Raw genomic sequence first — 23,084 nt, 5'->3', positions numbered from 1 at the left:
AATACGCAACTGGCTATTTATGGTAAAATTATTTCATATTGATTATTGATAAAAATGGGGAAAACAAGTAAAGGAGAAGATTTTTAAATCATTCGCGAAAATTACAATTCCTTATATGAAAGGAGCATTGTCGATATGAAAGACGAAAACATGAAAATTGAAGAACGAATGCAAAACATGAAAGCATTCTACAATAAGGCAGAAAAACTTATTGATGAACTGCCAGATGCGATTCCAGAAAAGACTAGAGAAATGCTTAAGGACAAAATACTTGGAGATAAAGAACTTAAGCAACTTATGGAGGGAATTGATAATCATAGACCTCCAAGAATCTTTTTGATCGGAAGAACTGGTGTTGGAAAAAGTAGTTTGATAAATGCTTTATGTGGTGCATATACTGCTGGCGTAAGTGACACGAAAAGCTGTACAGAAAGTGCACAAATTTATGAGTGTAAGGATGGAGATAGAACACTCATGGAAATCTTGGACACAAGAGGAATTGCCGAATCAGATAGCTTGAATACAGATGTTTCTGCGGAAGATATGCTAATTGAAGAGGTGAATAAGTTTTCACCTGACGTGGCAATTTTAATGCTTAATTGTACGCACCGAGATGATGTAAATTCTGATGTTGAATTTCTGAAAAAGGTTGCAAAGAGTTATGCAGAAACAAATAATCTGAGATTGCCAATTGTAGTTGTAGTAAATAAATGCGATGAAATGGCACCATCAAGATTTAAAAAACCTGCAGAGTATCCACAGAATAAGATTGATAAAATCAATGAAGTTGTCCAGTATTATAAGGGCATCATTGTAAAGAATGGTCTTAAGATAGATAATATTATTGCTGTATCATCTTTAATTGATTGGCAGACACCAGACGGAATGGAAATTGATGTGGAAGACATTCCTAATTTACCAGTTCATGATATCAATAATTTAGAAATTGCATTTGACGGAAGATATAATATCGAGGAATTGCTTGATATATTGGAAGAAGCCATCCAGGACTTTGAGGCACAGATGGGGTTAAGGATGGCTTCGAGACTTACCGAAGTTGTTCACAGATTAGCTCGCCATCTGAATAGTATCTTCTCAGGGCTATCTGGTACGGTTGCGCTTACACCGATACCTGTATCTGATATTTATGTGCTCTTAATTATTCAGACGTTGTTGGTATCTTTGATTGCATCATTAAGCGGAAGAGATATCTCATTAGATACGGCAAAAGAGTTCATATTTAGTATGGGTGGAATAGCTGGTGCTGGGTATGTATTTAGATTAGTGGCTCAGCAAGTGGCTAAATTCATTAATGCGATTTGGCCAGGCGCTGGATCTGCTGTGAGTGCAGGAGTAGCTGCTGTTGGAACTTCAGCAATCGGAAAGGCTGCAATATCATACTATATTGATGGTGAAACAATAGAAGCTGCAAAAAAGAAATTTGAAGAGGGCAGACAAGAAAAAGAAGCAAAATAATAAAGATTAAATGCGAAGGTCTACGGATATTTTCCGTAGATCTTTTTTTGTTGTATTTTTGCAGATTGGCTGGAAGCGTTGCCTATATGAAATTTGTAACAAGCAAATAGATTAAAGATGCAAAATAAATCATCAGAAAAACTGCAGATGTAATTCGTCTGAGGTCTATATGCATTATGTAAGGCGAGGTCCACTTACAAACTACAAATTTTTAATATCACAAGGAGGATAGGTTAATGAATAAGTTGGTAAGAAAGATGGATGGAGCAATTATCAGAGCAAAGAATTTTATGGCACAGAAGGTGGAAGGTTCTGACCAGATCATCATTATGTTTATCATTATTGCTGTTGCTGCTGGTATTGCAGGTCTTCTGTACATTTTCGGTACAAAGACATTACTTCCAAACTTCCAGAACAAGATTACAACACTCATTAATGGTTGGTTCGATCACAACTAATTAGGAGGTGTAGCCATGGGAAGAGGAGCTGGCAGTAAAGCCATTAGTCGTGAAGAGAAGCGACTAAAGAAAGAAAAAGAAAAGCGTATCCGTGAAGCAAATAGGATGCTCATTCCAGTTCCAAAGATAACAGTAGCATCGATGAAATTAGTAAGCTTTGATCCGGCAGGAACCTTCAGATTTGAGAGGGACTGTTGGAAAAGAGTTTATAAGGTCAGAAGTGCAAGTGGGATTGGAGCTGGATCTTTTGCCAAAGAGCTAAAGGCCAGTGTGAGGATAACTACCGTAATTGGTAGTGAAGGAGAAGAAAACACCTATATGACGCTCACTGAAAACGGAGAAACCTATGACGAGGTAAGGACCTACTTCTCAGAAGATGAAGAGAAGGTTGCCAAGCATCTGGAAATCTCGCTGTGCAGTATTGATGAAACGATGAAGGCAGTAAATAGGAATAAGGAAAACTTCTCATATGCTTCTATGGTGCGTGGAAAGAAAGATTGGAAGAAGGAATGCATTGCAGAGGTGGTTGAGGATGTAAGCAGTTTCCGAATGGAAGCCGACTTTGGTGAAACACTTTTTGTGATGCAGTATCCAGAAACGCTTAAGGGCGATGTCGTTGAGAAATTAAGAAAGATGGGATGTGAAATTGAGATCGCTTATGACTTAGATAGCATCTCTACAGCAGATCAGATTGATTTTGGCAGAACCCTTGAGCAGAAGTTTAATAGGCGAGGAAAGAGTGACTTGGAATTTCTGAATAGCTCATTTCAGATTATGTTTCTTTGCGATTCAGATGATGCGAGAGCCATTGTAGAAAAAACAATCATATCAATCCTATCAGCCGAAGACTTCGTTATCGCTCCAAGTATTGGAGCCCAGAAGATTGCTGCTGAATCGATTAGTAGCTTAGGTCTATTGCAGTTAACTTACATGAGAAATGTAACAGTAGATGTTTTAGATCAGATAAATGTATTAGGAGGTCAGGAAGATGGAAGCAATTAAAACCAAATATGAGCAGACAAAGACATGCGATGCTCCGCTTGTAAAAGAGATGACCTCTGTACAGGATATCTTATCAGTAAAAAGTATCGATGAAAGTGGAATCTTTGAGTTGAACAACAAGATGTTTTCGAAACTGTATGTTTTAAGTGACATCAACTTTGCAGGTGTGACAGACGCAGAGCAGAAAGAAATCATTATCAATTTTGGTAAAGTCCTGAAGACAATTCCATGCAGATTTTCATACACGGTCGCAAACGAATATGTAGATGAGAAGCTGTTTCATGAAAAGATACTGTATGCGTTAAGGGGCGATAAATACGATTTTTTAAGAAGAAGTTATAACCAGGTGATTCGAGATAAGGTTTCTGATGCTAGGCAGGGATTGTATCAGACAATCTATCTGACACTTACTATCGAGGCAGAAGATATGCATGATGCGAAGCAGATGTTTATGTCTACGGATACAGCAATTAGAAGTGCATTTATTGGAATTGGTGCGAATGGAATGCAGGGATCGATAATGAGACCAGTCGGCATCAATGAGAGAATGCAGAAGATTTATAACGTGACACATGTTGGAATCGAGAACAATTATAAGTTCGACTTTGAGAAGGAGTATGCAGCTTGTCATGATTGGTTAAATACCTTGGCTCCGGCATCTGTAAGATTTGAAAATGAGATGTTTATGCTGAATGGCAGATTTGGAAAAGTGATGTATATCGAGGAATATCCGAAGTCATTGGAGTCAGACATCATCTCAAGTTTAAGCAAGCTGAACTGTACAAGCTATGTGACGGTTAATAGCGAACTTCTTGATATCGCAGGATTCAAACAGGAAGTTGGACGTAAGTATATGGCTGTCGGAATGAAGATTGAGAATGAAAAGCAGCGTAACAGAAATAATAATGATTACTTGGCTGATGCAAGCCAGAAGCTTCTGAATGAGAAAGAGAAGTTAGATGAGTTTTCCAAGGAGATTGATACCTTGGATGAGCATTACTTTAACACCACAATACTAGTTATGGTATTGGCAAGTAGCGAAGAAGAATTGATGCAGATTGAAGAGAAGTTAAAGAACATTGCTTCTTTGAAATCTATTAAGCTGCACAGTTGTTTTGGCAAGCAGAGAGAAGGCTTTAATTCTTGCCTTCCGCTTGGTATTCAGGAGTTTAAGAGAGTATGTAATTTAAGTTCAACATGTCTTGCAATGTTTATGCCATATAAGACACAGGAGCTTAATGATGAGGGTGGAACCTATTATGGAGTAAACCAGCTGAGTCAGAATGCAATCTTTGCAAATAAGAAGTTGTTAAAGAACCATAATGGACTGATTCTTGGTCAGTCAGGCTCCGGTAAATCGGTGTTTGCGAAGTCTGAAATCATAAGCACATTTGTAAATAATCCTACAGATCAGATTCTTATAATCGATCCACAGTCAGAGTATGGAAATCTGTCAGGGATTACAGATGGTACGATTATCAGCTTTGATTCATCGAAGGAATTCTATCTTAATCCGATGGATGTAGATTATACGGATGTGGATTATGTGAAGCTTAGAGAAATTATCTCAGACAAGGCAGACTTTATTCTGTCATTGTTATCAAGCTGTATGAAACGAGATATCTTACCAGAGGAGCAGGGAATCATAGATAGCGTCATTGAAAAGGTTTACTCAGAGAATTATTCACTGAGAAAGAAACTTAATGGCGAAGCTGAGAAAGCAAGTGATTATGAGGTGCCAAGCTACATGCGAACGGAATCAGTGATGTTTGATGTAGAGCAGAATCTAAGTGTTGAAGAGCAGATAAGGGCTTATTCACCAACACTTCAGGATATTTATCAGGGGCTTTTAGATGAAGGAAGCAGCCTGGCAGCTCATTTGGCTGCAGCAATGGAGATCTTTGTTAACGGATCTTTGAACCTCTTTAATCACAGAACCAATGTCATGTTAGATAATAGATTCATTGTTTTTGATATCAGTGGTCTTAAGGATAATATCCGACTTACAGCAATGCTTGTAATGATGGAGACAGTCCGAAACAAGGTGAAGGATAACGCGAAAGAAGGCAGGTGGACACATCTTTACGTAGATGAATTCCACGAACTATTGGGAGTTCCCCAGGTAGCGGAATTTATCCTGAAGCTTTGGAAGGAAATCCGTAAAATGAGCGGTATCCTAAATGGAATCACTCAGAATATGACTGACCTTCTTAACAATGATAATGGAGGAAAGTTATCCGCCATTCTTTCTAATACGGAGTATTTTGCACTACTATCACAGTCAACTCTTGATAAAGAGAAACTGATGAAGTTCTTGCCACAGATCAGTCCAGCGATGTTTAACTTCGTTGATAATGCTGATTCAGGAACCGGACTTTTAAAGATGGGAAGTGTTACTGTTCCGTTTGATATGAGAATGAGTAAGGAGTCAGAGATTTACAAGATTGTAAATACAGACGGAGGTGGATATGGCGTTTAAGAATGAAGGGGCTGACTTTAGAAGTCAGTCCCATTTTACAAATGAGATGTCTCGTTTTGTGGGAGACGAAGTAGCTAGCTTTTCTAATAATGAGACAGCTGCTGGTGCTGTTGATGATATGGCAGAGAAGGCAGTAAGAGTCTCTTATGAGAAGACAAAGTCAAAGCATAAGGATATCAAAGCTCAGAGAAAAGACATAGCTAGTCAGATTAAAACTCAGGAAAAGTTTCTGAAGGAGGAAAAAGCTGAGTATGTGAAAGCGAAGCAGGAGCTTCAGGATAAGAAGGATATGCTTGAAGCCAAGATGAAGAGCCAGGGCGCCTCCAAGGAATTCAAAGAGGAGAAGGCGAAGATTAAGGAACAGGAGCGATTCTTAAACGATAAAGCAAGCAATATAGAGACAAAAGAACTGAAGCTAAATGAGAAAAGGGCTGAGAAGAAGGACGTCAAGAAAAAAGAGAATAAGGAACGAAAAAAGCAGTCAGCTAAATTGAATGTAGCCAATATGCTTAAGGCAAAGAAGGGGATTTCCAATGAAGTTGGTGGTATCGGTGGAGTGACCGGGGATGCTTTTGAAGATGGTAAGAGTGGGCTTGTTGGAACATTCCTTCAGTACATCAATCCTTTTTATTACTTGAAGAAGTTGTTGGCTTATCTTGGAAGCTTGTTAGTACCATATGTGTTGATTTTTGCAACGATTGCGATTGTGCTTGTCATGATTATAGCCTTGCTGTTTGATGCATTATCACCGGCAATTGCAGTTCATGATGCTATTGAGAAGTTCGTATCTAACTTTACGGATGATAATACCTTCGTAAATACATCGCTAAGTGAGGATAAGATCAATGAAATTATCGAGAAAGCAAATTGTGATGAAACGCAGGAAAAGGTGTTGCGGTTTGCTCTGTCTAAGGTTGGCTATCCATATAGTCAGGATTACAGAACGAGTGGAAATTATTATGACTGCAGTTCCCTTGCATATTATGCATGAAAAGCAGCTGGGGTAGATATCAGTTACGGAGCGAATTATCCACCAACTGCAGCAAGTGGAGCTAAGACACTAGAATCGGATGGAAAGTCTTTAAGTGGTACTGAATTGGAGAACCTTAAACCGGGAGATCTTATCTATTATGGTGGATCAAATAATAATCGGTATTTAGGAATTCACCACGTAGCAATATATGTGGGGGATGGAAAGACTGCAGAAGCATATAGCACAAAGTATGGCGTTATTTATCAGTCAATGGACACAGATGACATAGTAATGGTTTGTAGACCAAATAAGAAGTAGGAGGAATAAACTATGGCAGATGAAGTAGCACAGGTAGTAGAGATGGAATACAAAGGTGTCTATTACCTATTAAAGGGTAGCCATGAGGCTATCACAACTATAATTCGAGCAATTCGAGCATTATCAAATTGGGCTCATGAAAAGAATTTGAAAAGCCCTGGAAGTAGCACTTGGCAGAAGATACAGGAAGTATCAGAGGGGACAGCACCAGTAATTGAACTTCCTAAGGAAATGTTTGAAAAGACGGTTAAGAATCCAAAGAGGTTTGGAGATGAATATATCTCACCGTTTGAATACTACTGTCAGGAGAATAACTTGAGATATTGCATCATGCCGGATCTAAATTCTAATGATGATTACATTCCAATTGGAGTACCTTCACAGGATCTTGCAATTCATCAGAAACAGATGAAGTCTTGGATGAGTATACGTCAGGAAACTGAAGAAAATAAGGACAAGGATTATGATGCAAAGATTCAGGCAAAGCGTGAGGAGATTGCGAATGCAAAAACACCGGAAGAAAAAGAAAAGTTAGAAGGTGAACTTGCAGAACTTGTTCAGGCGAAGGAAGAGAATAAGGATAAGCTTCAGGAAACAAAGGATAAGATGAGCCGAGATAACACACTCACCTTTGAAGAGTATCTTCGTCAGGGCAAGGGAACAAACTTTGAGAAGAATCCTGAAAAGGCACTTGCGATGGAGCCGGAGGTTGGAATTGTAAGAGAGTTCTTGCCTATCGAGTGTATGGTGCCAATCCGAGATGAAGGTTTGGTTCCTGATAGTAAGGAGCTGTTCTACAGTCAGAAGACACAGGACAATGAGCTTTTTACGATTAAGAGAACCTTTGAACCTGATGAGAATGGTGTATTCTTCTCTGTTTATTCAGTAACGGATGCTAAAGATCCATCCAAGGTGAAGACATTCTCTGATAAGGGAATGACAAGAGAAGCTTGGATGAAGAAGCTTCCTGAGATGCTTAAGTATGCAGGAATGTTTGCTGATCAGCCAACAACAGCGCTTGTCACAGAAGATAGATTAAAGGCATATATCAAAGGGCTTGATTCAAATTTTTCTAAAACCCAGGATGAGGGGTCTGAAGAGAAACAGTATAGCTCAAAAGAAGCCAAGGAATTTGTTGAAGGTATTAAGCGTGATAAGGAACAGGCAGATCGATATGATGAATCCCTTTATACCACTATTACTGTACCTGCAGCGGCAGTAATGTCAGATGGAGAAGGAAAAATGTCTCTTGAACTTGCAGGAGGTCTTGTAAGTGGTGCACCAGTTACAAGCGCAAATAAAAAAATGGCAACACTAAAGATTAATTCAGATGACATCTTTGAAATGAAGAAGCCAGATGGAGAAGTATCTAGCATTAAGGGAAAAGATATTATTGCTGAACTTATAAGTACAAAGAGTAAGGATGAGTCAAAGGCTATGCATCACATAGCCAGAAAGTAGGAGAGTATGGAATTTATTAAGGAGTTTTTTAAAAGCTTTCAGTATCAGGGCTCCTCAATAAAGAAACATACCAGGACAGTAGAACAGACTGTATTAATCTACGGCATAGGCACGATTCTTTGTGTCTATGCCGGTTTTTTATGTGGAGCAGTTTGGATGCCTGGTAATGATTTCAACGAATTTATGAATAATTTTCAGAAGTTCATTATTGAGCAGCATCATTATATTGTAGGCGTAACACCAGCAACAATTAAGTTTGTTGGAACATTTTGGGCGGCGTTTTCAATGGCATTCATTATGATTATGACACGCTTTGAGCATCCTTTTGCTGGTCAGGAATATGGTGTAGCAAAGTGGGGTAATGCGAAGGAGTTTACTAAGATATTTGCAAATCATGATGAAAAGAATGAAGTCATTGTGAATACCGGAGATGAGCATATCGGTGAATCACTTAAGGTAAACACAGCAAATTATTGGTTGGCAGAAGATGTATATCTTTCTATCAATAATGAGAAGACATCAAATCTAAATATGTTAGTAGTAGGACCTCCTGGATCTGGTAAGTCATTTAGATTAGCGCGTCCAATGCTAAGTCAGTTATGCGGAAATTTCCTCGTTACAGATCCGAAGGGAGAGCTGTACAAACAGACAGGTCAGTACTTTGAAGACAATGGGTATGAAGTGATGGTTATGAATGTGGAGTCAGAAGAAGGAATGCCTATGAGTATTCACTTTAATCCGTTCGAGTACATCAGAAACGAATCAGACATCATGAGTATTGCAGGAATTCTAATGAAGTCCACTACACCACAGGATGATGCCGGAGGAGGGAATGACCAGTTTTTCGAGCAGTCGGCAGAAGTACTTTTGACATCGTTGATTTACTTAATTCACTATTACTACAAGAAGGATATGCAGAACTGGAAGACTTTTGTAAAGCTTTTAGATGCTACAACAGTATTTACAAAAGCGGATGGATCTATTGATAACAGACCGGATGGAATCATGGATATCATGAAAAAAGCCCAGAAGGAATGGCATAAAGATCATGATACAGATTTCCCTGGCTATGTTGCAGTGGAAAAGTTTTATAACGGAGCAGCGGAAACAACAAGTTCTATTGTTGCTTCATTAGATGCACATTGCAGATATATGAAGCTGAAGTGTGTTGTGGATCTTTTGTCAGAGGATGAGATTCATATTGGAAAGAGCTTTGGATATTCAAAACCTTCACCAGAGAGTAAGTCAGGAAAGAGAATCCTTTTCATCGTAACTAGTGAAGATAAGCGCTATTACGATTGGATTCCTAGTATGGTTTATTCATTGTTTTTTGACGAGCTCTATCATTTGACTGCAATTGATCCAAGCTTGCATGAAAGTCTTCCACAGCATCTAACATTTCTAATGGATGAATTTGCGAATGTTACACTTCCTGATTCATTTGTGGAGAAGCTCTCGACCATGAGATCAAGAAATATGTCAGCGGTCATTATCATTCAGAACCTTATTCAGCTTAAGAGAAAGTTTCCTAAGTATGATATGGATAAGGATTTGATTGGTAACTGTGCCATTATAGATATTCTCGGTGCACCTGATATGGATTCCTGTGAATATCTGAGTAAGCATTTTGGTACTCAGACCATCCATAAGGCATCCGATTCCGATGCTAAGGATTATAAGGGCTCTAGTTCAAGATCTGAGGATGTTATGGAGAAGAGCTTGCTATCTGCAGAGGATATCTTCGCGATGAAGAAGGATGGGGAATGCGCCATTGTAATCAAGGGTGCAGATCCGTTGTTTCAGAAGAAATGTCAGATGGAGAACACTCCGTTTGTTAAGCTTTTATGCCGAAAGCATAATCCTTATGATCCAGCAAAGCGTAACCGTGAGAGAAAGCTAGCTAGATTAGAGAATAAGGGATTTTTCTTGTCTGGCGATGATGCGAAGGAAGAGGCAAAGAAGATTCGAGAGAGTGGAGAGGTCATTGTTAGATTAACCATGGAGGATGCAGATGATTTAATAAAAGCATTTACCATTGGGGAGACAGTGTCATCACTGCCAATTATGGCAAAAGATAAAGCAATGCTAGAAGAAAACTATGAGAAGTATTTGAAGGCACATAGTCAGGATAATGGGTTTGACTACAGTGTCTTTGATGAGGATGAAGTTACAGATGAATCTGTGAAACTCTATAAGGATAGGGTAATGTTGGTTCAGAAATTGAAGAATGCGGGGTATAGCGATGGGCAGATCATGAATCTGGTTCCTCTTATTAAGGATGGATATGGATTCGATGAGATAGAGGCATTCTTTAGTAATGACCACTCAGAAGATACGATTGAAAAATTTGTTGAAAAAATTTGCAAATAAAAATGCAGATTTAGGAACAGGCACTCCTATATGCCTTATGTAACAAGCAAGTAGAAGAGTTTATACAAGCTTGAATTTAAAGGATAAGGAGGAAGCGAATATGACTGGAACAGCAATTTTAGCAGCTGCTAGTTACACGCATGCAATTACAAGCTTAAAGGGTGTACTGATTTCAATTGGTTCAGCTATTGGTGCAGTAATGCTTGTGTATGGTGGCATCAAGTTTGCGATGGCATTCCGTCAGATGGATCAGCAGGGTGAACACCAGGCTGTATATTCCGTTGTGGCTGGCGGTGTGCTTATTGGTCTCAGTGCATTGGTAAATGCATTGACATAAGTAACCTATTAACCGAAGTTCCGGCTGGCAACGGGAGCCGGTCGGAACTTATTTTTTGGAGGAGCAAAGAGAATGATTGATGTAGTAAAAGCACTGTATAACTGTTCTTTTACTATCTGGAACACGCTGATGAAAATAGCGATGACTCTCTTTACAACAAGTCCAAAGACTGCAGCTGGGGGCACTCCATATTCGACAGTGCATACGCTTTTTAATGCAATAAGTGATGCAACGGTTCCTATAGCGACTGTTTTCTTTTTAATAGCGCTATATAAGACAGTAGTAAGTGCACCACCAGAACAGCAGGCACAGAGATTTCTAATGGATGCGCTTAGATACTGCATCATTCTATTTGTAGCTGCAAACATGTGGAAAATCATGGGCTATGTAATGGATTTTGCAGATGGAATCACAGCAAAGATGGGGACAACATCCGGGTATAAGTTGACGATGAATAGTGACTTGGAATCAATTATAGATTCCACGCTAAAACTACCGGACTTTGAGCTTTCAGGAGAATGGTTTGCTGGGGTATGGACAACAATCGGATGTAGTTTGTTATTCCTGATTGCTGGAATCGTGATGGTGTTCATTATGGTGGCGTCTTGCATCTCAATTATTAGTGCAGGATTTCAGAGAATACTGAAGCCATTAGTTATCTTGCCTTTTGCAGGAATTGCTATTGCGATGGGTGCAGGGGGACACGAGATTTCAAGATCGCTTGTGCAGTATCTAAAGACGTTCTTTGGATTCTGCATATCGGGAGCGCTCATGGTTATTTGCGTAAAGACAGGTGTAACGCTGTGTACTTCGCTGGTTAACTTTGATCTCTCAGGAGCATCAAACATATATAAGTGCGTGTTAATCACAGTGCAGTCAGCTATTACACCTATTGTAATCGCAGGACTTGTAAAGGGAACAGATAGTATGGTTCAGAGAATGATGTAGGAGGAAAAGGAACATGCCTCAGATGAATCGAAATGTAAATTTAGAGGAAATAGATTCAGATGCATTGTTTGGAATCGATGCATTCAAGAATCAGACATTCATACAGAAGGTAGTATTCTTCGGATGTGTCCTTTTAGGAGTAGCAGCCAATGTGTGTATGCCTATCTTTCTAGAGACTCCAAGACTTGCTTGTATAGCAATATTTCTTGGACTTTTGATGGTAGGAATCGCATTTGGCTGTAACTATACCGAAGACATGACGTATGGAAAATATCTATATTACTTCTTCTTTAAGCCATCGAAACATCTATTGTATGAATCTACAGAGGATGTAGAGCGAATGAAGAAGAAGGCAGAAGAAATTAAGAAGGAAGAAGAGATGAAACTAGCAAGACAGAAAGCAGCAGATCCAAAGGCACAGAGAGCACTTCTGATTAAGGTTATTGCTTTTGTGCTTGTTATGGTAATCGTAGTAGCTTCAACCTTCATTTATTCCAATCATAAAAAAGGTATGATGGTACATCACACCATAGAGGAAACGGAGGAGTAGAGATTGAAAACAAAAGAATTAGAGCTTATTGAACTATCGAGGACACTCGTAGATGAGTTTTATAAGAAACAGAATGCAGGAGTCCTAAATAGCTTAAGTAAGCGTAATTATGATGAACTGTCAGTTTCAAGAGAGAAGATTTTAAGTCAGATTCGAGATGAAATGTCTCAGTATGAGGATGTCGATGGTAATGAAATGACAGAAGAGCAGAAAGATGAAGTCTTAGAGCTGGTAAGAAAAGAGCTTTGGGGTTATGGAATTATTGATGGATTAATCCATGATAAGGAGATTTCAGATATCAAAATCTATAACGACAAGCAGATTCGAGTAAAAAGATATGGCAAGCGTATGGATTCAGGAGTGAGGTTCGCTAATCGAGCAGACTATAAGAACTTTGTAACAAGATTGCTTGAAAGAAACAAAGTCAACCTTGGAACCGCTAATGCAATTCAGACTTTTACAGATGCGACTCAGGATGACTTCATTTTGCGTATAACAGCAATCAGTGGACTTCTCACAGATAGTGGGAACACTTGTATTGCAATTCGAAAGATTCCAAAGGAAAAATATACTCTTAGAGCTTTGGAACAGGCAGGAATGTTTAATCATCTTCAGCCGGATGAGGGAAGAACATGTATCGATGGAATTGTAGAGCTTAAGTTTTTGTCAGAAGTAAATGAGCAGTTTGATGCACTATTTCAGAAGATGATTGCTTCAAAGGGTATCTTATTTACCGGTAAGGGAGCAAGCGGAAAGACAACGCTTATGAATGCAATGCTTAAAGAAATTCCATGGGATGAATCCGTGATGATTTGTCAGGAGAATGCGGAGCTGTTTGATGAGGATCATCCGGATCTATTAGCAGCTCATGTAATGATTAGTGGTGGTGATTCAAAGGTGTCATATAACCTTGGTGATTTAACCAGAGCAGCACTTCTTGTGGATCTAGACCGAGTGATTGTAGGTGAGGTTAAGGAAGGTAGTGAAGCAGCTGGATTATCAAAGGCTTCTATGACTGGACATAAGTGTTGGACATCCGTGCATGGTGAAAGCTGTGAGATGGCGGTTGATAAGATGGCAGATTACATTAGCCAGGCTACAGGATACAAGACGAAGGAATCATTGAAGCAGTTATGCGGATTCGAATATGTAATTCATTTAAGAAATTTCCGTATTGACGAGATTAAGAAGATTGATGGATGGGATAAGAATACGGACTCCATTATTTTAAAGCCTGTATATCCATTCGAGGAGGTTGTGGATGAAAAGTAAGTGTGTAAAGAGAATAGCTGCAATTCTATTAGCGGGGTGTTCTGTAATTTCACTTACTGGATGCGGTATTTTTGAGACCTTAAGTGGTAACGCAAGTGGTAGGCCTACAAGCTTTTCAACAGTAGACGAATTGGAAAGCGGAAAAGCATATGTGTGGAAGGATGCAAATGAATCAGATGTGAATAAAGTATCTGGTTCTAATACCTTCCAGACTTGTATTACTGGAGATATCAACTTTACAGGGAAAGAGTTGGAGGAGGTTACAGAGAATCCGAGAAGCATTTGGGTAAGTGATGAAGCAGATGAAAAAATTCCAACAGTAACAAGCAAAGATAAGTTGTTATATGTCTCGGATACAGAGGTGCCAGATTCTATTGTCTTTGAGCGCTTCGCAGATTATGGATATACCATTGGTGTATCAAATTTTATAGCAGATGGTGGTGATCATTATTACATTCCATTTGCGCAGAGTAGTGAAGATGATTACAAGTATTACATTGATTTGAAGTCAGATGCAGGTGCCTTATCAAAATTGCAGTCAATTACAAAACTGTATTTGGATAAGGTTGGTGATACAAAGCTTTCAAAGAAAACCGTATCGGATGGTGGTACTGTTTTGGGATTGCAGAAAGGTAAGTCATATGCTTGTGAATTCTATACAGGTACGTATTACCAGGATTTTAAACTTAAAGCTAATATTCACAGTTTTGGTTCATTAGAGAGGTTTGTAAGTTATGAGTTTGATTTTTTACATAGCAATTGCATTGCTATTACCATTCCTGATTATTTTAAAACAGGTTATTACTTTGTAAACGGAGTCGGATTATTCAGATATGTAGCGGATGAAGATTTAGATACATACAACGGTGAAGCATACGATGAAAACGTGGATTGGAATGATCCAATCATTATCTATGACGAAAATGGGTCTGTGATATCTGATCCAAGTGATCCTGATTTTGAAGAAAAGCAGGAAGAGACAGAGATGGAACCTGAAGGCGATAGTGATGTAACAGAAGTAAAGGAGGGAGAAGCAAGTGAGTAGATATGAGATTGTTGCTTGGGTTGTGTTAGGACTTTTGCTCGTAGCACTGTTTTACATGATTCATAAGAAGTTCAAAGAGCATAACGTCTGGGATAACTTAGTGAAACAGCATCAGGACAGCATAGGAAAGAAACTGAATTTGGAGGCAAGCTTTGTATCTAAATTTGGTTCTATCGAGAATAAGTCGCTTCTTTATAAGATGGATCGATTGATTCTAACAAGTGGATTAAAGAGATTTCTTCCATGACTCAATGGAGAGAAGTATCTAATGCTATTAATACTTTCATTTATGGGTGGAATCATAGAAGGGATTGCATTTACACATAATGTATTCATTGCCTTGTTTATCGGTGCTGTGCAGTTTGTTGCATTGTATGTAATTGTTATTGCATTAGCAGGAAAGACCTATAACGAGATTGAAGATACAACATCCTTGTTTGTGTCGATTCTTTCTAACCATTCAAAGGGAAGCTCAGATATTGTAACCATTATGCAGAATACATTGCCATCAATGAAAGGTCCAATTAAAGAGCTGATATCTAAGTTTTTATTAGATTGTGAGCAGACCGGTAATGTGGATCTAGCATTTGATTATATGAAGGAATCAACGGATAACAGACAGCTTCAGACGATTCTAGTAAACCTGAAGAACTGTATGCACTTTCAGGCAAATTATGAGGAAGTACTAGAGCAGATGATGGGGCAGATTGCAGCTAGTTTGTCAGCGAGAGAAGAGCGTAAGAACATTCTTTTTTCTATGAAACTGACATTGGTTGTTATATCAATCGCATCCGTTTTCATTGTCTTATTCATTGGAAATGGTATTGGCATTGATGTAAAGCACATATTAACAAGCAATATAGTAGGACAGGCGATACTTCTTATTACAGGAATCTTGTACCTGTTCGTAGTAGTGAAACTGTTTAGCACAGATAAGTAAGGAGGAGAAATGGTAGTAGGAATTTTAATGGTAGTATTCTTTGCTGCAGTGTTTATCTTCTTCCAGACAATTGCAATGCTTGCACTTCATACTACTCCGCAGGAAGAAGCAAGAAAGCAGTTAAAGAAGGTAAAGGAAGCAAAAGGATTTCAGGAGTTTGTATACCAGAAGCAGATTAGGCTTAAGAAGATGGGAGCAGATGTCTTTTTGAGTGATGGGATTACAGTAGGTCATTGGTATTTATATAAGACGGTATTTGCTGGTCTTGCTTCAATCATTACATTCCTTATTTCAAAAGGAGTGATACATAGCTCAAGCGCACCATTGTTTACAGTGCTTGCAGCTTTGATTGGATGGAGTTTTTTGGATGTATATCTAAAGCTTATGAACAAGAGTAGTAATGAAGAAATGATGGCTGATATCTGTGAGATGAGTAGATCTGTTCTCTATGGCAAAAGAGGTGGTCAGTATATTGCTGATGCTCTAAGAGATGCAGTTATGGTGGTAGAGAATAAGAGACTAAAGATGTCGCTGATCCGTCTGAAGAATAACTTAGATGGTGGTATGTCATTAGATGAGTGCTTAGATGAAATGGAGCTTAGCTTTGATAATGGTGAAATTTCCGCATTCTGTACAGTGATTAAGTCTCTGCAGTCAACAGGTCAGGTAGATGAGTCATTAAAAACGCTTGAGAATAACATCGAGCGTGAGCAGATCGGTGTAAATAAGAGACGATGTGTAATTCTAGAGAATAAAACAATGATGTATGTTATGATGATAGCTTTTGATATCTTGGGCGTGATTCTTTACTGCATCATTATGAAATTATTGGAAATGCAGATAGCATTTTAGAAGGGAGGGCGTATGAAAAAGAAAAAAGAAGCAAGTGGCGTAGTTGAAAATATGTTGGTTGCGCTTATCGGTATTGTAATGGGAACAGCGTTCTTAGTAATCATCTTTGGAGCCTTCTCTGGTATTAGCGACAAGTGGGCGATGAGACAGACTGCGAGGGAATACCTTTTGATTATGGAAACAGAGGGATATTTGAAGCCGGCAGATCAGAGTGCATTGATTGCGGATTTAGAGAGCGAGGGTCTTTATAATATTTCAATTTCTGGTACGACAACACGAGAGGTTAACTATGGGGATCGAATTTATTTAAAGATTACAGGAACCTATGATGATAACATTCTTGCCTTTGCGGGTGGAATATCAAAAGTGGCATCTCATCCGACAACTATCACCATTAATAGAACAAGTACTGCAAAGCAGTAGGAGGTGGCGATGGAAGAAATTGTATGTAAGAAAAAGGAAGCTACAGGAGCTGTTGGCTATTGTATCTTGTTTGGATTGGCTCTTATCTTAGTGATTACAACGATGTACATTGCTATGGCGAGTAAGCTTATGTCCGAGCAGCATACTATAGATGATGCATTATCAGATTCGGTTTTAGCATCGCTTGTTGCTGATGATGTTTATTACTTTGAAACAGCGGAAAGCTATGGCTATCCAGTTGTCAGATTTAGAAACAGAGAGGAGTCATATAACAACTATATGGCTTGCATGAGAGATGCTATCTCTAACACGGAAGGGTTTTATTACAACTTTGAATACACGACATTCATTGAATATGAGGTGGAAGATTCACAGGTTCGGATTACAACATATTCAGGAAATGGTGGGGCTAGATCCACAAGCTATGGTCGAGTTGGAAGCGTGAAAACACCAGCCGGTGAGGTTGTAAGAAAGACATCAGCATATGCAAAGGTGACATTCGATCTAAAGAGTATTTTAGATGACAGCTATATTAGAAAGACTAGGGACATCTATTGCGCCCTAAAGATTAATTATTAGGAGGATTTAAGTTTATGTATAAGAAAAAGAATACAGAAGTAGATAAGAAGGCAAAGGACAAGGCTCCTGAGAAGGGTAAGCGAAACATTGGATTTACAGTGAAATCACTGATTATTCCATTTATCCTTGCTGCTATCGTAGCTTGCCTAATTTATCTTGTGATGACAAACATTACAAAGAATGAAGTGGTGAAAGCACATGTGGTATGTGCAACAAAGGATATCGAAGCAAATACCTTTATCGCTGAAGATAAGGTGAACGATTACTTTGAAATCAAGGATGTAGAAAAAGCAATCTTGCCTGACTGCATTTACTCAGACATCAAGGAATTACCTGATGGTGGTTTCTATGTTGAGTCTGATCTATCTGCAAGACAGATGGTCAATAAGGACGATATTGCTGAGAAGGATTCTGTTATGGATAAGTACACTGCAGAGACTCAGGTGACTTCTATTAAGGTAAACGACTTTAATAACTCTGTAAGTGGAACTATCAGACATGGAGATATTGTAAATGTATATGCGAAAGATCCGTCCACAAATCAGCTTGTGCTTATGGTTGAGAACGTTTATGTAGAAGCTGCATATGATAATTCGGGTAATGAACTTACTAAGAGTTATGAAGCTGAAAATGGTACAGCAACAGCAGTTGTGTTCTCTGTAAAGGTAGCACCAGATGAGGTGGATCAGATGAATACAGCAATTAGTTATGAAGGTATTCAGCTTTATTTAGCAGGAAAGTAGGTGAAATATGAATAAAGTAGAGTTGACCGGTAGACTTACGAGAGAACCGGATATCAAAATTTCATCAGGAGAGAATGGAACCAAGGTTGCGAGATATACCTTGGCGGTGGATCGCAGATGAAGAAAAGAGGGGGAGGAGAGCACAGCCGATTTCATTAGTTGTGTAGCATTTGGAAAGAGTGCTGATTTTGTCGAGTCCTACCTACATAAGGGAATTAAAATTGCAGTCGTTGGAAGATTCCAGACTGGCAGCTATACAAACAAGGATGGTCAGAAGGTATATACAACAGATGTCGTTGTGGATGAGCATGAGTTCTGTGAGAGCAAGAATGCTAATACATCTTATCCGCCTTCAGCACCGGATGGAGAGTTCTTAAATATCCCGGATGATATTGATGAAGAACTTCCGTTTAAGTAAATGAGAGAGTCTATACAGTGTAATGCTGTATGGACTCTTTTGCGTTAAATAGAAAAGTTTATAAAATCATCTTATTTGTGCTGGATAGCAACATAAATTGTGATATAATGTATTGGTATAAATATAGCTTTATAGATATGAGGTGCATGTATAAGGAGAATAATTATGGTACTTAATGATCTAGAAAAGGATATAAAAATTAAGTGTATCGAAAATGATACTACACAGACAGGACTTGCTGAAAAAATCGGGAAGACAAGTCAATATGTGAACAGAATTGTAAAGAATAATGATGGAGTAGTAAATAAGACTTTTGTACAGATGATGGAAGGTCTTGGCTATGATATCGAATTAACATATGTAAAACGGGAGGATAATATCAATGAATAAACAGCAATTAGCATCTACAATTTGGGAATCTGCTAACCAGATGAGATCAAAAATAGAAGCAAACGAGTATAAGGATTTTATTTTGGGTTTTATATTCTATAAATATCTTTCTGAAAGAGAAGTTGCTTTGATGAAATCAGAAGGGTTTTCTGAAGAAAAAATACAGTTGGTGAATGAGTCTGATGTAAAATATGCCGAACACGTAAGAAATGAGCTAGGGTACTTTATTTCATATGATAATTTGTTTTCTACATGGCTTTCAAAAGGAAACGATTTTGATATTTCAGATGTAACAGATGCATTAAATGCTTTTAATTCCAATATTGACCCTGTATATAAAAGGATATATGAGAAAATATTTAATACACTACAAACAGGTCTTACAAAATTAGGAGATACCAACCAGTCTAGAACAAAGGCAATTAGATCATTATTGAAACTTATTCGTAGAATACCAATGGATGGAAAGCAGGATTATGATGTCCTTGGATTTATCTATGAATATTTAATTAGTATGTTTGCTGCAAATGCAGGGAAAAAAGCCGGAGAATTCTATACTCCACATGAAGTGTCTGTCTTAATGTCAGAAATAGTAGCTAATCATTTAAAGGATAGAGAACAAATTAAAATATATGATCCTACATCTGGTTCGGGTTCATTGCTTATTAATATTGGACATTCTATTTCAAAATTTATGGATGGTGAGGATAAAATTGAATATTATGCGCAGGAACTTAAAGAAAACACTTACAATCTTACTCGCATGAATCTTGTTATGAGAGGAATAAAGCCTTCAAATATTTTTGTGCGTAATGGAGATACTTTGGAGGATGATTGGCCATTTTTTGAAGAAAATGATAAGGATAAAACATATAAATTAGTTAAAGTAGATGCTGTAGTATCAAACCCACCATATTCACAGAAATGGGATGTTGAAGATAAAGAATTTGATCCTAGATATAAGGACTATGGAGTTGCACCAAAAAGTAAAGCTGATTATGCATTTTTATTACATGAATTGTATCATCTTGAGGATGATGGAATTATGACAATTGTTCTTCCTCATGGAGTGTTGTTTAGAGGTGGAGAAGAAGGAAAAATACGAGAAAATCTTATAGAAAAAAATAAGATAGATACTATTATTGGTTTGCCAGCAAATATTTTTTTTGGAACAGGAATTCCTACAATTATCATGGTCTTGAAAAAAAATAGACCTGAAAGTGATGTATTGTTTATTGATGCTTCAAAAGGATTTGTTAAGGAGGGGAAGAATAATAAACTAAGAGCTTGTGATATTAAAAAGATCGTTGATGTTATAAAGAATAGAACCACAATTGATAAGTTTTCCGCGTTAGTATCCAAGGAAACTATTGTAAATAAGAATTCATATAATTTAAATATTTCTAGATATGTAGACTCATCAGAAATGCCGGAAGAATGGGATATTCATGCAACAATGTTTGGAGGAATTCCGGTTTCAGAAATTGATAACTATGAAAAGTATTGGAATATATTACCAGGTTTAAAAGATGCTTTGTTTAATTCTATCTCTGATGAATATATGGAAAATAATGGCAGTGATATTAGTAGTATTATTTTAAATCACCAATCTGTTGATTCATATATAAAATCTTATCATGCAGAATTTAATGATTTGTATGGCAAGTTAAAGAAAGAGTTGATTGATGATTTGTTGGATGTTTCTTCGGAAAAGGAGATGGAGATAGTAAGTGAAGATGTGTTTGCTAGATTAGATAAATTTCCATTACTGAATAAATATGATGCTTATCAAATAATTTCTGAAAAATGGAATACTATATCGTCAGATTTAGAAATAATACAATCGGAAGGATTTGAGGCGTTAACACAAGTTGATCCTAATATGGTAATTAAAAAGAAAAACAATAATGAGGACGAGGTGCCAGAGGTACAGGAAGGATGGAAGGGGCGTATTTTACCTTTTGAATTGGTACAAAAAGAGCTCCTTTCGACTGAGCTTAGTGAAGTAACATCATTAGAAAATAGGTTAGTAGAAATTAATACACAATACGCTGAAATAATTGAGTCTATGGATGCAGAAGAAAGAGAGGGAAATTATTTGAATGACTCAAATGATGCCTTTGTATCCAAAGAATTAAAGAATGTAGTGGCAGACATTCTTAATGATGTAGAAACTGATGAAATTATTGCGTTAACGAAATATCTTCAGCTTTCAAAGAAAAAAGAAAAACAAGATTATATAAATAATTGTAAGCTAGTTGATTGGAATAAAATGGTTTCTGGTAAGGATGGTACATATGGTAAGGCTGTTGTTAAAGATAGAATTAAATCATTACAAATGGAGTGTGATTTTGACGAGGACACATTAGACGGAAAATTAGTACTAGCGTTGAAGCTTATGGATGAAGAAAATGAGATAAAGAAAAGTCTAAAGTCAAAAGTAGAAGAACTACATATCAAGACTAAAGAAACTATTGAATCATTAGAAAATGATGAGGATACCGCACTTCATTTGCTTGAATTGAAATGGATTAAACCGCTTACAGATGCTTTAGATGAAATTCCAGAAGACACCATTTCAGATTTTATTGAGAAGATAGAATCACTTTCTAAAAAATATGAGGTGACTTTTGCAGATGTGGAAAATGAAATCGAGAAGGCGAACAAGGAATTGTGTATGCTTATAAGCGAACTTGTTGGAGAAAGTTCCGACATAGAAGGCTTATTAGAGTTTAAGAAGATTTTGGGGGGAAGTATAAATGAATGATAGAAAAGTACCCAAGATAAGATTTGGAGAATATGACAAAGAATGGGTAAGTAAGAGTTTTGGAAATACATTTGACATAATGTCGAATAACACATTGGCAAGGGATAACTTGAATGATGAAGTGGGCGAAGCTTTAAATGTCCATTATGGAGATATTTTGGTGAAGTATGGTGAATATATTGATGCCACTAAGGACGAATTCCAATTTGTTACTGATTTAGATATAGTTGAAAAATTTAAAAGCTCGTGGCTAAAAGATGGAGATATTATTATAGCAGATACAGCAGAGGATGAGACTGTTGGAAAGTGTACCGAAATTGTTGGAGTAGGTGACAAAAAAGTGATTGCTGGATTGCATACGATGCCATGTAGACCTAAAGAGAAGTTCTCACCAAAATACTTAGGCTATTATCTTAATTCTGATTGCTATCAGAATCAACTTAGAGCACTTATGCAAGGAGTAAAGGTTCTATCTATTTCAAGAGGTGGAATACAGGACACAAAAATAACAGTATCGGATAATGCTAAAGAACAAAAAGAAATTGGACATTTTTTTAGTAGTTTGGATGACAAAATAAAATATGAGGAACATAAAATAAAAATGCTTAGTGTTCTAAAGGCAACTATGCTTACAAAAATGTTCCCGAAGCAAGGGTGCAATAAACCGGAAATAAGGTTTCAAGGATTTAGTACTCCTTGGGAACAGCGTAAGCTTGGCGAATGTGGAAAAACATTTACTGGATTATCCGGAAAAACCAAAGAGGATTTCGGGCACGGCGATGCAAGATTTGTTACATATATGAATGTATTTTCAAATCCGATTGCTGATAAAGACAAAGTTGAAGCGGTGGAAATAGACCAATCTCAAAACTGCGTTAAGTACGGTGATGTATTTTTTACCACTTCATCCGAGACTCCTGAAGAAGTCGGAATGTCTTGTGTATGGCTTGAAAACACTGAAAATACATACCTTAATAGTTTCTGCTTCGGTTACAGACCATCTATAAATATAGATCCTTATTTTATGGCGTATGTTCTCAGATCCGAGAAAGTAAGAAAGAAAATTGTTTTCTTGGCACAAGGAATATCGAGATACAATATTTCAAAAAACAAGGTGATGGAAATAGAAATTCCCTTGCCATCTATAGATGAACAAAAGCGATTGGGAAGTTATTTTACAAACCTCGATAACCTTATCACCCTTCATCAGCAAAAGTTAAAAAAACTAAAAAATATAAAAAGAGCATGTATGAAAAAGATGTTTGTATAAAGGAGGTGATTGG

Annotated in this window: 22 protein-coding genes and 1 pseudogene; all 23 read left to right on the top strand. The window is 37.6% G+C overall.

What is annotated here, in order from left to right; all coding sequences use genetic code 11:
• Positions 1 to 168: 168 nt before the first annotated feature.
• Positions 169 to 1,476, top strand: a complete 1,308-nt coding sequence (locus T537_RS0111150; protein ID WP_197018744.1) for a GTPase — start codon at positions 169 to 171, stop codon at positions 1,474 to 1,476.
• A 236-nt stretch (positions 1,477 to 1,712) separates the two neighbouring features.
• Positions 1,713 to 1,934, top strand: a complete 222-nt coding sequence (locus tag T537_RS0111145) for a hypothetical protein (protein ID WP_031558000.1) — start codon at positions 1,713 to 1,715, stop codon at positions 1,932 to 1,934.
• Between the two features lie 15 nt (positions 1,935 to 1,949).
• Entirely contained in the window at positions 1,950 to 2,936 is a 987-nt protein-coding gene (locus T537_RS0111140) for a hypothetical protein (RefSeq protein WP_031557998.1), read from the top strand.
• A gap of 49 nt (positions 2,937 to 2,985) precedes the next feature.
• Positions 2,986 to 5,415: a VirB4-like conjugal transfer ATPase, CD1110 family gene (locus tag T537_RS0111135; RefSeq protein WP_207640524.1), complete on the top strand. Its 2,430-nt coding sequence runs from the start codon at positions 2,986 to 2,988 to the stop codon at positions 5,413 to 5,415.
• Complete coding sequence (locus T537_RS0111130) at positions 5,405 to 6,406, top strand: hypothetical protein (RefSeq protein ID WP_031557994.1); 1,002 nt, start codon at positions 5,405 to 5,407, stop codon at positions 6,404 to 6,406. The genes T537_RS0111135 and T537_RS0111130 overlap by 11 nt, the downstream gene beginning before the upstream one ends.
• 105 nt (positions 6,407 to 6,511) lie before the next feature.
• On the top strand, positions 6,512 to 6,706 hold the full coding sequence (locus tag T537_RS0111125) for an NlpC/P60 family protein (protein ID WP_031557992.1): 195 nt from the start codon (positions 6,512 to 6,514) through the stop codon (positions 6,704 to 6,706).
• A gap of 12 nt (positions 6,707 to 6,718) precedes the next feature.
• Positions 6,719 to 8,167 (top strand): hypothetical protein, encoded by a 1,449-nt coding sequence (locus T537_RS0111120; RefSeq protein ID WP_031557989.1) that lies wholly within the window; start codon positions 6,719 to 6,721, stop codon positions 8,165 to 8,167.
• 6 nt (positions 8,168 to 8,173) lie between these two features.
• Entirely contained in the window at positions 8,174 to 10,537 is a 2,364-nt protein-coding gene (locus T537_RS0111115) for a VirD4-like conjugal transfer protein, CD1115 family (RefSeq protein ID WP_031557987.1), read from the top strand.
• Between the two features lie 100 nt (positions 10,538 to 10,637).
• A complete protein-coding gene (locus tag T537_RS0111110) occupies positions 10,638 to 10,874 on the top strand; it encodes a hypothetical protein (protein WP_031557985.1) in 237 nt (78 codons plus the stop codon).
• A 72-nt stretch (positions 10,875 to 10,946) separates the two neighbouring features.
• The gene (locus tag T537_RS0111105; protein ID WP_031557981.1) at positions 10,947 to 11,822 is read left to right on the top strand and encodes a hypothetical protein; all 876 of its coding nucleotides are present in this window, start codon (positions 10,947 to 10,949) and stop codon (positions 11,820 to 11,822) included.
• Positions 11,823 to 11,835: 13 nt separating this feature from the next.
• Positions 11,836 to 12,372, top strand: a complete 537-nt coding sequence (locus T537_RS0111100; RefSeq protein WP_031557979.1) for a hypothetical protein — start codon at positions 11,836 to 11,838, stop codon at positions 12,370 to 12,372.
• Between the two features lie 3 nt (positions 12,373 to 12,375).
• Positions 12,376 to 13,644, top strand: a complete 1,269-nt coding sequence (locus tag T537_RS0111095; RefSeq protein WP_031557978.1) for an ATPase, T2SS/T4P/T4SS family — start codon at positions 12,376 to 12,378, stop codon at positions 13,642 to 13,644.
• Positions 13,634 to 14,689 carry a hypothetical protein gene (locus tag T537_RS0111090; RefSeq protein WP_031557977.1) on the top strand — a complete coding sequence of 352 codons (1,056 nt, stop codon included), beginning with the start codon at positions 13,634 to 13,636 and terminating at the stop codon, positions 14,687 to 14,689. The genes T537_RS0111095 and T537_RS0111090 overlap by 11 nt, the downstream gene beginning before the upstream one ends.
• Positions 14,682 to 14,936: a hypothetical protein gene (locus T537_RS0111085; RefSeq protein ID WP_031557976.1), complete on the top strand. Its 255-nt coding sequence runs from the start codon at positions 14,682 to 14,684 to the stop codon at positions 14,934 to 14,936. Before T537_RS0111090 ends, T537_RS0111085 begins: the two co-directional genes overlap by 8 nt.
• 21 nt (positions 14,937 to 14,957) lie before the next feature.
• A complete protein-coding gene (locus T537_RS0111080) occupies positions 14,958 to 15,629 on the top strand; it encodes a type II secretion system F family protein (RefSeq protein ID WP_031557975.1) in 672 nt (223 codons plus the stop codon).
• 9 nt (positions 15,630 to 15,638) lie between these two features.
• Entirely contained in the window at positions 15,639 to 16,481 is an 843-nt protein-coding gene (locus T537_RS0111075) for a type II secretion system F family protein (protein WP_031557974.1), read from the top strand.
• Positions 16,482 to 16,493: 12 nt separating this feature from the next.
• Positions 16,494 to 16,904: a hypothetical protein gene (locus T537_RS0111070; RefSeq protein WP_031557973.1), complete on the top strand. Its 411-nt coding sequence runs from the start codon at positions 16,494 to 16,496 to the stop codon at positions 16,902 to 16,904.
• A gap of 9 nt (positions 16,905 to 16,913) precedes the next feature.
• Positions 16,914 to 17,483 carry a hypothetical protein gene (locus T537_RS0111065; RefSeq protein ID WP_031557972.1) on the top strand — a complete coding sequence of 190 codons (570 nt, stop codon included), beginning with the start codon at positions 16,914 to 16,916 and terminating at the stop codon, positions 17,481 to 17,483.
• A 14-nt stretch (positions 17,484 to 17,497) separates the two neighbouring features.
• A complete protein-coding gene (locus T537_RS0111060; protein ID WP_031557970.1) occupies positions 17,498 to 18,226 on the top strand; it encodes a CpaB family protein in 729 nt (242 codons plus the stop codon).
• Between the two features lie 7 nt (positions 18,227 to 18,233).
• Positions 18,234 to 18,644, top strand: a pseudogene (locus tag T537_RS12205) (single-stranded DNA-binding protein).
• Positions 18,645 to 18,809: 165 nt separating this feature from the next.
• Positions 18,810 to 19,034: a helix-turn-helix domain-containing protein gene (locus tag T537_RS0111050; protein ID WP_031557969.1), complete on the top strand. Its 225-nt coding sequence runs from the start codon at positions 18,810 to 18,812 to the stop codon at positions 19,032 to 19,034.
• Positions 19,027 to 21,801 (top strand): type I restriction-modification system subunit M, encoded by a 2,775-nt coding sequence (locus tag T537_RS0111045; protein WP_031557967.1) that lies wholly within the window; start codon positions 19,027 to 19,029, stop codon positions 21,799 to 21,801. The genes T537_RS0111050 and T537_RS0111045 overlap by 8 nt, the downstream gene beginning before the upstream one ends.
• Positions 21,794 to 23,071: a restriction endonuclease subunit S gene (locus T537_RS0111040; RefSeq protein ID WP_031557966.1), complete on the top strand. Its 1,278-nt coding sequence runs from the start codon at positions 21,794 to 21,796 to the stop codon at positions 23,069 to 23,071. Before T537_RS0111045 ends, T537_RS0111040 begins: the two co-directional genes overlap by 8 nt.
• The last annotated feature ends 13 nt before the right edge of the window (positions 23,072 to 23,084 follow it).

Origin of the sequence: Lachnospira multipara LB2003 (genome assembly GCF_000702205.1) — a bacterium.
GTDB classification, from domain to species: Bacteria; Bacillota; Clostridia; order Lachnospirales; family Lachnospiraceae; genus Lachnospira; species Lachnospira multipara_A.
Note: the sequence above shows the minus strand (reverse complement) of the source record. Positions and strands in the feature narration are given on the sequence as shown.